The following is a 12,909-nucleotide window of genomic DNA, read 5'->3' as shown; positions in this document are numbered from 1 at the left end:
TTTTAATGAGTGCTTTGCTTCTAATTATGACTCTTAAACTATATTATTATCCTTGAGTAAAAAATGCAAGTTGTAGCCGTGCAAAGTATAATTAACTTAAAACTTACATCTGATCACTGATAACTGATCACTGATCACTGATCACTGATTTACTCTCCGGCATGATAGGAACTGCGGACTAGGGGGCCGGATCTAACCTGGGAAAAACCCATTTTTTGGGCAATTTCTCCCAACTCGCTAAATTCTGCGGGAGTCCAATATTTCTGTACGACCAAATGTTCCAGAGAAGGACGCATATATTGACCAATAGTAACTCGATCGCAGTCTATCGCCCGTAAATCTGCCAAAGTCTCGATAATTTCCTCTTTTGTCTCACCGTGACCGACCATTAAGCCGGATTTCGTCGGAATTGACCGATCGATTTCCTTAACATAACGCAAAACCGCCAAAGAGCGATCGTATTTAGCCCCGCGTCTAACTGGCCCTTGCAAACGGCGCACCGTCTCGATATTGTGATTGTAACAGGCAGGTTTTGCCCCTACCACCGTCGCCACCCGTTCCTGTTGACTTCCCTTACCCCCAGCAAAATCCGGGGTTAACACCTCAATTAAAGTGTGGGGATTGAGTTCGCGAATGGCTGTCATCGTCCGCACAAACCAACTGGCTCCGCCGTCTTGCATATCATCTCTGGCTACAGAAGTCAAAACAACGTAACTTAAATTTAACAATTGCACCGCTTCCGCCACTTTTTGCGGTTCCTCGACATCGAGAGGCATGGGTGCATGACCCTTATCCACTTGACAAAAAGCACAGGAGCGGGTACAGGTGGGACCCATCAACAAAAAAGTCGCCGTACCTTGGGCATAACATTCGCCGCGATTGGGACAGCGACCCTCCTCGCAGATAGTATGAATGTTCCTTTGTTTGATAATGCGCTGAACCGTGGAAATTTCGCTAGATTTACCGAGCGAACGCCGTAACCAAGGGGGTAAAGAGGTAATTTCCTCGCGCCACTGTGGGGAAATATTGGACATGAGAAGTTAAGTAATGTTGGGGATTTCAGTTATCAGTAATCAGTTATCAGTGAGGGGTTGGGGTTGGGGAGAAGGGAGAAGGGAGAGGGACGACCGACTCCCCAAAACGAAAACTTCGCATCTCACCATTAAGATAACTGCTATAAGCTGAGAAAGCGAGTCAAGATCATTGTTAATGAAAAAGGAAATTTGGGTAATGGGACGACGGCAACGGGGAAAATTTTTAAATCTGGTCATTCAAGGATTGGCGGGTTGCCTCTTAGTTAGTATATTTGTTCTTAATTCCCTGCCATCCCTAGCCCAAAATTTTCTGGTTCCATTTGCATCTCCCACGGGGACAAGGATTTTTGTAGCCGGGGATATAGAATATGCTTCCGTGTATTTAGATGGATTTGCCTTATTTCAGATTGCCTCCCAAGATTTTACCGCTTCTAGGGTGGAAGCGGCCCAGGAAATCTCCCCAGTACAAAGACGGGCTAGGCGCATTGAAAGAGGCTTAAATAATATTATCAATGGGGGTTTCGATCCGACAACCTTGCAAGTAAGTCCGGCGACCCTCAATAATTTAACTGTGATTGTGGCCAGGGATAACCAGAATTTACCGCAACAGGTAATTCTGACAGTAACAGAAATTGATGCCCTGATCGATTCTTCTTCGGTTGCCGATTTAGCGGACAGATGGGTTAAAATCATCCAAACAGCTTTGCTCCAAGCTTGGCAAGAACGTCAGCCCGCCGCTCGCCGGCAACAGGTAATGACTGCCACTATAATTATTTTCGGGATGGTTTGCTTAAGCTGTTTATTAATTTGGTGGCAGAAACGTTTAAGAAATCGCTTCAATCTCCTCAAAAGACAAGCTAAAAGTCAATCTGATCGGAATTTACCCATAAATTCCCCCTCCACCAAAGATCGCTCCCAAGAACCGATTTTAGCCTCTGTGGAAGATTCCTCTAATTTCCGTCAACAGGCTGATATTCAGCGACAACTGACGTTAAATATTCTCTGGAAAAGACTGGCTCTCATTGGACTGATACTGCTTTGGTTTGGCGGAATAGCGGCGATTTTGTATGTATTTCCTGAAACTAGGCTAGAAGGACGCGGGATAATTCGTATTCCTTTACGGATTTTTATTATCTGGTTGCTGCTGACATCAGTGAGCAATATGATTAATCTCTACGTTAATTCTCGGCTACGGGAGTGGGTAGAGGAAGGAGCGGTTTTTTCCGAAAATTTGGAAAGGAGGATTCTGCGCGCTCCAACTTTATTAAAAGTTTGGCGAGAAATTATCACATTTATTGCTATTTTTCTGGGAATTTTGATTTTTTTTGCCTGGATGGGTCTTTCTTTCGCCTTTTTACTCACAGGAGCCGGTTTAGTGGGAGCATTGCTCACCTTTGCCTTTCAGGATCTTTTAAAAGATTGGATTAACGGTTTTCTGATTGTCTTTGAAGACCAATACACTGTTGGTGATATGATCCAGTTTCAGGAGTTTATTGGTTTGGTGGAAAATCTGAGTTTGCGAGCGACTCAATTGCGGGCTGCCGATGGACGTTTAATCACTATTGCCCATAACCAAATTATTAGCGCACACAACCTCAGTAAAGATTGGGCGCGGGTCAATTTTACCATCGAAGTCGCCTATGACACCGAGGCAGATCTGGCGATCGCTTTAATGGCAGCCATCGCTGAAAATATGGCTGTAGATCCACAATGGCAAGAAGATATCATCAATCCCGTGCAGGTTGCTGGTGTTAGTCGGGTTTCTCACACAGGAATGGAAATTATGCTCAGAATTGTCGTCAAAAGATTACGGCAATGGGACATAGAAAGAGAGTATCGTCGTCGTCTAAAAATTGCTTTTGAGGAGAAGGGAATTCACATCGGTATCCCCCAACAAAGTTTCCTGATAGCACAAGATAAAGAACAATTCAAAGGACAGTTTTAAAGGGGAGCATTTTCTATCGGTGGAGTTATAGGCCGTTGAAAGCAGATTTTCCATCACTACCCTTGAATAATATCAAAGCTGCCTTGGTTTTGAATCCGATAAAACAGGAAATCTGCATCGAGGGTGAGAATTTGCCGATACCCAGTCTTTTCAGCTACTAAAACTAGGGTTGCATCTGCCAAGTCCATCGGTCGATCACAGTATTGTTCCATTAAAGCCAACAAGCGACTAAAATCACTTTCCTGAATATTGTAAACCACCAGCAGTTTGTCTAAAAGAAGTTGTCCCAGTTGTTTTTGCATTTGCCAACCACCCCGATGCAGCGCAAGGTACATGGCTTCGGTCAGGCATGACCAAGTTGTGACGAGAGGCTTTGCTAAACGCATTACCGTATTTCTGTAGGCTTTATGTTGGGGTTGGGTGCGATCAACCAAACAAAGCAGGACTCCTGCATCACACAGGATCATAGCTCTAGTCCTTGTTGCCGATATTTTTCGAGCAGGAGTTGTTGGTAGTCGTTTATTGGTTCCGGTGAATTGACAGTTAAGCCATCTACGCCTTCAAACCATTGTAACCACATTTCTATCAGTTTTCCATCAGGCTGAGTGTCAAAGGTTTTGACTCGATATTTATGGTCGAGAAGATCAATAAAGTCGCTTACTTCCTGAACAAGGACTTCGGGGAGTTGCTGTAGCTTAGAAATTGCAGTTTCTCGAATTGTCACAATCATCACCTCTACCAAAATCTCTGGTTCGACCAACGCCAGAATATTATAATCCAGAGGTCGCAGCTGCCCAGTTTGACCAAAATTGCGAGGACTAGGTTAGGATAGCTAACCTAACCTAGAAAATTTTTAGGAAGCTAAGGCTACCTCGACTATTTGTTGTAGTTCCCCATTTTGATAGAGTTCGAGCATAATGTCGGAACCGCCAATAAACTCACCGTTGATATAGACTTGGGGAATAGTCGGCCAATCGGAATACTCCTTAACTCCTTGTCTTAACTCCTGATCTTGCAGAATATCGACAGTTTCGTAGTCAACCCTCAGAATATTGAGAATTTGTACGACGTTATTCGAGAAACCACACTGAGGCATTAATTTATTGCCCTTCATGAACACAATAACTTTGTTATTCTGGACTAATTGATCGATTCTGGCCTTAGTTTCGGGTGTCATAGGTCTAGTAGCTAGAATTTGAGCAAGAATAGCCAATCCTGAGACGTGGCATATCCTATCAGTTTAGCACAAGCCGTTGAGATAGCTTTAAAAAGGAAGGTCTTCGTCCTCCTCCAAACTCTCTAAAATTTCGTTAACATCAGGTCTCCCGCGCACGATAGTCATATTTTCCAGAGACTTATTAACTTTAGTTTCTGCGGCCGAATTTTCTGGCAGTGAATAACCCATATTGACCACTTCACCATCAAAAGATTTCGCTAACTTTTGAGCGGCTGCCAAAATTTCACTAACATCGACATCTTGATCTAATGTCTCTAAAGATGAATCAAAATTTAAGATTTTTTGGGGCAGTTCTGTGCTAATAGTTTTGTCATTTTTCTCAATAATTGCTTCTTTGACCGGGGGAATATCCACCACGGTCATAACTTTATTTTCGGGAGTTATTGGTGGAGTTGGTGCGGTTTCCGGTGGTGGTGGCATCCTGGCCGCCGGGGATTGAGAAACTTCCGCAGCCATGGCATCAGTAGCGGAACCTACCTGTAAATGGACTTTAATCCGGCGCTGAAAAACTACCTCGAAAGCTGACTCAATATTAGTCAATCGTAGCCGGGCCATTTTTAATAATTGTTCCGAAGATATGCTCAAATAAGCGCTCGATTCTGACCTACTAAAAAGACTACCGTGCTGACGTAGGAGAGTGCGAGTAGTGGGAGGTTCCATTACTTCTAAAACCTGCTGCCAAATTTGTTCATGATTGTCATCACCGGCAACAGTTTTAACCTCAGTTTTCGGCACTTCGACCCTAGTTGTCGGGGTGATAACCGCCGGTTTTATCGGTTCATTAACCGGTGCCGGTGCTGTGATTACTTCAGTCGGCCTCTCGGTGCTGGTTTGGGGACGGGAAGGCGCTACCGTGGCAACTAGAGGAATCACCTGTGCTTGCGGTAAAAGTCCTAATAGAGTGACTTCTAACCAGAGACGGGGTTGAGTCGTGTTTTTTAGTTGCGTTTCGCTGTCTTTAAGAAGTTGTTGACCGAGGAGAATTTCCTCTAAAGACCAATTACGCGCCTCCGTACACAATTCCTGCCAAGTGGGAGCGGTGACAGCGACCATTTCTGGACGATTAGGGGCAGTTTTGGCTAAAAGTAGGTTTAAATAGAATCCCGCTAGATTTTGCAAGACGATTAAAGGTTCCTTACCGCGATTCATCAGATGGCGACATTGTTCGATAACTTGATCGGGAATATTGCCATGAATGAGTTTAAGTAGGGTTAAGAGGTCTCTTTCGGGGACTGCACCGACTAAATCCCAGACTCGCTCGGCCGTAATCGTTCCTGCGAGTAAACTTAATTGATCGAGGAGACTTTCCGCATCCCGTAAACCACCGTTAGCGATCTGAGCCACAAGGGTTAATGCTTCTAGGTTAATATCGATCGCTTCTATTTGGGCGATTTTTTGCAGGTGTGTCACCATCGCATCGAGAGGAATACGGCGATAATCAAAGCGTTGACAACGGGAGATGATGGTAGGCAAGACACGCTGAGGATCGGTGGTAGCAAGCACAAAAATCACTCGATCCGGCGGTTCTTCCAGAGTTTTCAGCAGCGCATTAAAGGCCGCCGTACTGAGCATATGGCAGTTATGAACTAATAACCCATTGGCAACAAAATTATGATTGTCCTCCACTTCTAGGTCATAGACGCTTTCTGTGTCACCTTCTTGAATCCCTATCACTTCCTCGAAATTTGTAAGCCATTGAGGGGATTGCATAGGGTTGTAAATCGGCAATCCATCGGGCTGTGGCCGATGCTCCCATTTTGAGGTAATGATAGATCTTCCCCGTACTGTGTCGAGTATAGGATAGGCTTTTTGTAGCGTAACCTCTTTGAGTGAGCCAATCGGCAATAAGTTGATTTTCGGCGGGGGAATATCCTTCCGTGTGTAATTGGATAAAACGGCTTCCGTGAGGGGTGATACTGAGTGATCCGTCATCCATATACCACCAAGCCAGTCCTTCGGGTGTGATGTTTTCCAGCCAATTGAGGGAAACAAATTTTCGTTCTCCTTGAGGTCTGACCATCTGGAAAACTTCTCCAAGGCTGGGATGACAAACGCTGCGGGCATAGATTGAAAGTTCTCCATATCCACCGTTGGCAACGATTTGTGACTGAATTTGTAACTCTGGAAGACGACTGGCTTTGTATTCAAGCCATTCTTGTTGTTTACTGCCATGATTCCAGCGTATTCTCGGCCATCGACTGTTTTGGTTGGGGTAATCGATAGTTCCATCTCCGAGTAAAGTCCCGTATATAAGTCCGAGGCTGTTTGAGGACAAAGATTCTCGATGGAACAGTAATTTTTTGGTTCGCTTTTCCCATAAACCGTGTCCTTGTTTGTAAGGATGTCTTTGCCAATAGGATTCAATACTTTTGATCCCTCTGCCTTTTTGTTGGAGAAACAAGGGAATTTCCAGTTTTTCCCCACAGCCACACTGACAAAAGGGCTTGATGGATTCAGCCTGTTGCAAAATAGAGGCCAAGTCATAGACTCTTGTTCCGTTACTATTGCCGTAGTTTTGATGCCCTGAAACGAAACGTCGGTTATGTCCATCCCTTCCATACTTAGAGATGAGTTGCCCGCAGCCACATTCACAGGGGATAGGATCTGATCGCCGATTTTGAGATTTTTTGCTTGTATCCATGCTTTTTCTGTTCTAATCAAATGATTACCAGTGCAATTAATCGTCCGATTTCTGGTTTGAATGGTTAAAGTTGCTTTTACGCCTCGGTTTAGCCATCGCAGGACTTTTTTATATTCCCACTCTCCGCTGCTCTCGTTGTAACTGAGAACTCGTTTTCCGAGAATCTCAGGATGATTAATGGGGATTAATCCCGTTTCGGTGAAAACAAGGCTATCCCCAGTCAGGCATTCATCGATGACATAGACTTTATAACGACATTGGACGGGGGCAAATTGCGATCGCTCGATAATTTCCCGAATGTTATCCACACCAGTATTACTAGCGGCATCAATTTCGATCACGTCTAAAGCGGAACCATTGGCGATCGCATGACAGACGGAACACTTACCGCAGGGAATCGGTGTCGGATGGTCACTAGACAGACAGTTGAGGGATTTGGCTAAAATTCGCGCCGAGGAGGTTTTCCCCGTGCCTCTGGGTCCTGTAAATAGGTATGCAGGAGCGATTCGCTCACTGATTAAGGCATTACTCAGGGTCGTGGCGATCGCTGATTGTCCCACCAAATCGGCAAAGGTTTGGGGACGATACTTATGATGTAGAGGTTCGTAGGTCATGACTGGCTGAAAACTTTTTCCCCACCCTAGAGACTACTATTATCCTATCCCGATTCTTTTTCAACACGAGAACAAGTGTATGCTTTTTATCTAGCCAGTTGTAATGCGGGATTTGCATCTCGAAAATGGCAGTTTAGCTAAGGCTTGTAATAAATTGTATTAATAACTACAATTTTGCCGAGAAAATCTGCCGACTATCTTAGTATGCCCAAAGACAGCGCCACTAATCAGACCCACTGCTTATGACTGAATCTACAAAAACCCAATGTCCTTACTGTGGAGTAGGTTGTGGTTTGACAGTCACCCCCGGCGCGTCGGCCGGACAAGCATGGAAAGTCTTCGGGGACAAGTCCCACCCCTCCAGTCAAGGTATGATCTGTGTTAAAGGGGCCACCGTAGCGGAATCGATCGATAAAAATCGCCTCAAAACCCCGATGATCCGCGATTCTCTCCAAGATCAATTTCGTCCTTGCACTTGGGAAGAAGCTCTCGATCGCATCGTTAACCAGATGCAAACTCTAATCGCTCAGGGGGAAAAGGAAAGTATCTGTCTATACGGTTCGGGACAATTTCACACCGAAGATTACTACATCGCCCAAAAACTGGTCAAGGGCTGTCTGGGAGTCAATAACTTTGATGCTAATTCCCGTCTCTGTATGTCTTCGGCCGTGGCCGCTTACCTTGACAGTTTCGGTTCCGACGGTCCCCCCTGCTGTTACGATGACCTAGAATTAACCGATTGTGCCTTTCTGGTGGGGACAAATACGGCCGAATGTCACCCCATCATCTTTAACCGTCTGCACAAGTATCTCAAAGGCAACAAAGAAGCGAAATTAATCGTCGTCGATCCCCGCAGCACTAAAACCGCCGAGGCCGCTAATCTCCACCTAGCCATTAACCCGGGGACCGATATTGACCTATTTAACGGTATTGCCCACCTGTTACTGGATTGGGGTGCGATCGATACCTATTTTATCGATAAATGTACCCGGGATTTCGGCAAATACGCCGAAATTATCCGCCATTATCCCCCCGAAATAGTCGCCCCTAAATGCGGTATCCCCATCGACCATTTAGAACAGGCTGCCCGCTACTGGGCCGAATCGGAAAGAGTGCTTTCCCTCTGGTCGATGGGTATCAATCAATCTAGCGAAGGCACGGCCAAAGCCCGCACTTTAATCAATTTACACCTAATGACGGCTAATATCGGTAAACCGGGGGCTGGTCCTTTTTCCCTAACCGGACAACCCAACGCCATGGGAGGACGGGAAGCCGGCGGACTCTGCCATCTTCTGCCCGGTTATCGTTTCGTCAAAAATCCCCAACACCGGGCCGAAGTGGAACAAGCTTGGGGTTTACCCGCCGGTCGGATTTCTCCGGTCCCCGGTCGCGATGCTTGGAGTATGATTACTGGTTTGGAGACCGGAGATGTCAAACTTCTCTGGATTGCCGCCACTAATCCGGCTGTTAGTATGCCTGATCTAGAACGCACCAAGGCCGCCCTGTTGAAATCACCTTTTACTATCTATCAGGATGCCTACTATCCCACAGAAACCAGCGCCTACGCCCATTTATTACTGCCAGCGGCCCAATGGGGCGAAAAAACGGGAACAATGACCAATTCTGAGCGCATGGTGACGTTAAATAAAGCTTTTCGCCCTCCCGTCGGTCAAGCTCAGGCCGATTGGCAAATTTTCGCCGAAGTTGGTCGCCGTTTGGGTTTTCAGGCACAATTTAATTTTAAGGATTCCGCCGAGGTACATTCCGAGTTTATCCGGTTGACATATAAACGTCCTTGTGATATGACAGCGATTAATTATGATCGCCTGGCCGAGACTCCCCGACCGTGGCCCGATTCCATCGATGAAATTTCCGCTCCTAAAACCGCTAATTCCGGGGAATTACAAGGTAATTTAGTTAAAGATGAAGATAAAAGCGAAAAAACAGCCGCAAAACGCCTTTATACCGATGGTAAATTTAATACTGCCGATGGTCGTGCTGTTTTCGCCGCTTACCACAGTAAAGGTCTAGCGGAACCCCCCGACGATGATTATCCCCTAGTGTTGACCGTGGGGCGTTTGTACGGTCACTGGCACACCCAAACCCGCACCGGCCGCATCGAGAAAATTGTCAAAATGCACCCCGCACCTTTTCTGGAAATTCACCCCAAAGATGCGGCAAAATTGGGCATAGAAGCGGGGGAATGGGTGGAGGTGCGTTCTCGTCGCGGTTTTGCCCGTTTTCCCGCTTTAATCACCAAAGCAATTGCTCCTAATTGTGTCTTTGTGCCGATGCACTGGGGAGCTTTATGGGCAGAAAATGCTGAGGCTAATAGTCTCACCCATCCGGCCGCTTGTCCGATTTCCCTGCAACCGGAATTAAAAGCTTGTGCCGTCAAATTAATCCCGATCAAGTCTTTAGTTAATGCCGAATTATCTCCCGGTCAATTCTTTGCCAACGTTTTTTCCAGTGGCTAGTCGGTTCTAAGTCACAGAGAGCCTGTTCAGTGCGACGACGTTGTATAATCACTTCGGCTGGGTCGGTTAAAGTCGCGTCTCGATAGGGAATAGCGGCCTTAGTTTGCAGATGTTCCCGTTCCTGTGCCGATAGAGATGGGGGTAAGGACAAAAAACTGGCTATTGTCCCCGGCGATCGCCGCCCGACGCTATCGGTGGCCCCAATCTGCAATCCTGCTAATTGTAAAGCCCTTCGCACCGAGGCAGCACAGGAATAGGTGACTAAATAACCCGTCGGACTCAGGCATTTCGCCACTAAAGCTAAAAACTCCACTGTCCACAGTTGCGGACATTTACCCGGGGAAAAGGGATCGAGAAAAATTGCCTCCGCTTGAAAACCCGCGTCAATCACCTTGGTTATCGTCTGTCGCGCATCCCCGATTAACAGTTTAGCGGTGAGATTAGGCAAGTCTAGCCGGTGATTATGGGCAAAATCACTTAAATATTCGGGAATTGGTTGACTCCAACTATTTAAGAGATTTTCTCTAATAGCCGCTAGGGGAACCACTCGATCGCTTTCCAAAGCTAATAATTCTACCCGACAATCCCCCCTAACTTGCCAAATGGCCGCTAAGGATGCGGCGGTATTATACCCTAAGCCGTAACAAATGTCAAGAATTTTTAGATTATTGCTCTGGTCTGCTTTTGCTGCCAGACGACTAGAGAGGATAAATTTTTTCTCGGCTTCTTCCCTTGCCCCAGAGGTAGAATGATAACATTCGCCGAATTCGCTCGAAAAAAAGGTATAAGAACCATCCTCAGTGACTTTTTGCGGGTAGGTTTCGGGGGAGACAAGCATGGTGATGGAGAATGTCTTTGAGGTGAATATCGGTTTCCAGCAGGCAAGCGTGACCACTATTAGGCAAAATCGTTAATTTTGCCGCGGGTAACTGCTGAATTAGGCGTTTAGCCTCCGCTACCGATGGTAACAGTCGGTCGCCTTGACTGGCTATCACTAACACCCCCAATTGCAGACGTTTTAACTCGCTGGCACTAACCTGAAACCGTTGTAACTGGGATAAACGCCAGCTAATCGTCTTCAGTGGGACGTATTGCATGGCTTTGAGGAGAGAGCGGCGATCTTCCCGGGATATTCGACCGAGAGCGGCGAGAAAAGGTAAAATAGTTAGTGCCGAGCTGCCTTGGATGAAATCGGGCATCATCTGGGTGATACCGATTCCCAAGCTTAAAAGAGGTCTTTGATTAAAAGAAGAAGCAGGGTTAATTAAAATCAGTTTTTTAATTAATTTTGGTGATTTTGTCGCTATTTTCAAGGCTAAACAGCCGCCAAAAGACTCACCGCAGAGATAGACTTTTCTCGATTGTCGCTTTAATTCCTGTTCCAATAAAGCGATCACGAGGCTGCTTAATTCCTCCCAATCACCGAGATATTGCGGGGAAATCACCAAACAACGCAGATCGAAGTAAGGAGCAAGGTTTTTAATCTGACGATGGTATAGTTGGCCGCTGCCATCCATTCCGGGTAAAAATACAAACAGGGGATAATCGGGACGGGGATGACGGGGAATAATCCAACTGACAGGTTGTTCCATGGTGCGAGAAGCGCGATCGATGTTAAAAAAGTTTTTTCTGGTTATCTATTTTAAGGATAATTAATATTAGAAAGATTTGCCAATTTTAATAGTATGATTGACTCCCAACTTATGGATGGTTTCTCTCTGCTCGCCAACCCCTGATAACTGATAACTGATAACTGATAACTGATAACTGATAACTGATTAACTGAGCCAAATTTTTAGGCCGCCGCTAAATTAGCAGCCACGAAATCCCAATTAACCAACTTGGTTAAAAAGTCACGGATGTAATCGGGACGACGATTTTGGTAATCGAGATAATAAGCGTGTTCCCACACATCCATAGTTAAGAGGGGAACCTGTCCGGCGGTTAAAGGATTGTCAGCGTTGCCGGTTTTGGTAGCTTTGAGAGTACCGTTATCGAGAACCAACCAAGCCCAACCACTACCGAATTGAGTAGCGCCCGCAGTTTTGAAAGCTTCGACAAATTTCTCGAAACTGCCGAAATCTGCGTTAATTTTATCGGCTAAAGCACCAGTAGGCGCACCGCCACCACCCGGTTTCATGCAGTCCCAATAAAAACTATGATTCCATGCTTGGGCGGCATTGTTGAAAACCCCAGCTTTAGAGGCATCACCGGCAACCTTAACGATAACTTCTTCTAAAGAGAGAGCATCGAGTTCCGTATCTTTGACCAAACCGTTATAGTTATTGACATAAGCGGCGTGGTGCTTGTCGTGGTGGAATTCTAGGGTACTTTTGGTGATACAAGGCTCTAAGGCAGTGTAATCGTAGGGTAAAGGGGGAAGTGTGTAAGCCATGTGTTCTCTGTATCCTCTCTTGAGAGCTTGTTTAAGGTAGTGTTGTTAACCTTTTGTCAGTATTCAGCTTAACCAAGACGAATACCTTTGCAATAAAACTTTACATCCTCAATCATAGCACCGAAGGAGACTTGATCAGTGATCAGTGATCGATCAGCTTTTTTCTCCCATCTCCCTTCTCCCCCATCACCCCAACTCCCAGACCCCACACCCCAACCCCATCGACCATCTCCTAAATCCTGAGAAAATCACCAAACAATGTTAGAATAATTCCCGTACTGTAGGCGCTTGCAGATTCTTGTGGGCGTGGCAGGGCAGGCGAAAAACGATTCCGTTAGGAATTAAACCAAAAAAGCTCCACTGGAAACAGCAGTAGATTTTATCTCACTGGGTTGACCGGTTGGCACTTCGTCAAATTACCAAAATTTTGGGTTAAAGCCCCGTCCTTTTAGGACGGCTTTATGTTAAAATGAAGTTGGTTTGAATCCCCTGAGTGGGCGGTAGTGAATGGCTCGATTGAGTTGAACCCTGGAACTCGAAAGTCTGCATAAGAGACAAAAAGGGAG

The 12,909-nt window shown here is 45.9% G+C and carries 10 protein-coding genes; 2 read left to right on the top strand and 8 right to left on the bottom strand.

Annotated features, from left to right (window positions below; genetic code table 11):
• Window positions 1–149 precede the first annotated feature (149 nt).
• Complete coding sequence (lipA, locus tag BGL89_RS04765; RefSeq protein WP_286824692.1) at window positions 150–1,034, bottom strand: lipoyl synthase; 885 nt, start codon at window positions 1,032–1,034, stop codon at window positions 150–152.
• Window positions 1,035–1,230: 196 nt separating this feature from the next.
• Between lipA and BGL89_RS04760 the strand changes: the two genes are divergently transcribed.
• Entirely contained in the window at window positions 1,231–2,979 is a 1,749-nt protein-coding gene (locus BGL89_RS04760) for a mechanosensitive ion channel family protein (RefSeq protein ID WP_353743911.1), read from the top strand.
• A 56-nt stretch (window positions 2,980–3,035) separates the two neighbouring features.
• On the opposite strand, the gene BGL89_RS04755 is transcribed toward BGL89_RS04760, so the two are convergent.
• From BGL89_RS04755 to dnaX, 4 genes are all read right to left on the bottom strand, one after another.
• Window positions 3,036–3,446 carry a type II toxin-antitoxin system VapC family toxin gene (locus BGL89_RS04755; protein WP_002775722.1) on the bottom strand — a complete coding sequence of 137 codons (411 nt, stop codon included), beginning with the start codon at window positions 3,444–3,446 and terminating at the stop codon, window positions 3,036–3,038.
• Window positions 3,443–3,739 (bottom strand): DUF2281 domain-containing protein, encoded by a 297-nt coding sequence (locus BGL89_RS04750; protein WP_286824690.1) that lies wholly within the window; start codon window positions 3,737–3,739, stop codon window positions 3,443–3,445. Before BGL89_RS04750 ends, BGL89_RS04755 begins: the two co-directional genes overlap by 4 nt.
• Before the next feature lie 93 nt (window positions 3,740–3,832).
• Complete coding sequence (grxD, locus tag BGL89_RS04745; RefSeq protein WP_286824689.1) at window positions 3,833–4,156, bottom strand: Grx4 family monothiol glutaredoxin; 324 nt, start codon at window positions 4,154–4,156, stop codon at window positions 3,833–3,835.
• Between the two features lie 87 nt (window positions 4,157–4,243).
• Window positions 4,244–7,471 carry a DNA polymerase III subunit gamma/tau gene (gene dnaX / locus BGL89_RS04740; protein ID WP_286824688.1) on the bottom strand — a complete coding sequence of 1,076 codons (3,228 nt, stop codon included), beginning with the start codon at window positions 7,469–7,471 and terminating at the stop codon, window positions 4,244–4,246.
• Window positions 7,472–7,713: 242 nt separating this feature from the next.
• On the opposite strand from dnaX, the gene BGL89_RS04735 reads away from it, so the two are divergent.
• On the top strand, window positions 7,714–9,948 hold the full coding sequence (locus BGL89_RS04735) for a molybdopterin oxidoreductase family protein (protein WP_286824687.1): 2,235 nt from the start codon (window positions 7,714–7,716) through the stop codon (window positions 9,946–9,948).
• On the opposite strand, the gene BGL89_RS04730 is transcribed toward BGL89_RS04735, so the two are convergent.
• The 3 genes from BGL89_RS04730 to BGL89_RS04720 all read right to left on the bottom strand — a co-directional run bounded on the left by BGL89_RS04730 (window position 9,893) and on the right by BGL89_RS04720 (window position 12,343).
• Window positions 9,893–10,786 carry a tRNA (5-methylaminomethyl-2-thiouridine)(34)-methyltransferase MnmD gene (locus tag BGL89_RS04730; RefSeq protein ID WP_286824686.1) on the bottom strand — a complete coding sequence of 298 codons (894 nt, stop codon included), beginning with the start codon at window positions 10,784–10,786 and terminating at the stop codon, window positions 9,893–9,895. The two genes, BGL89_RS04735 and BGL89_RS04730, sit on opposite strands and share 56 nt — an antisense overlap.
• Complete coding sequence (locus BGL89_RS04725) at window positions 10,746–11,540, bottom strand: alpha/beta fold hydrolase (RefSeq protein ID WP_286824685.1); 795 nt, start codon at window positions 11,538–11,540, stop codon at window positions 10,746–10,748. Before BGL89_RS04725 ends, BGL89_RS04730 begins: the two co-directional genes overlap by 41 nt.
• A gap of 203 nt (window positions 11,541–11,743) precedes the next feature.
• Window positions 11,744–12,343 (bottom strand): superoxide dismutase, encoded by a 600-nt coding sequence (locus BGL89_RS04720; protein WP_286824684.1) that lies wholly within the window; start codon window positions 12,341–12,343, stop codon window positions 11,744–11,746.
• Between the last annotated feature and the right edge of the window lie 566 nt (window positions 12,344–12,909).

Origin of the sequence: Microcystis sp. LSC13-02 (assembly GCA_002282935.1) — a bacterium.
Taxonomy (GTDB): Bacteria; Cyanobacteriota; Cyanobacteriia; order Cyanobacteriales; family Microcystaceae; genus Microcystis.
This window is presented reverse-complemented; position numbering and strand designations above follow the sequence as displayed.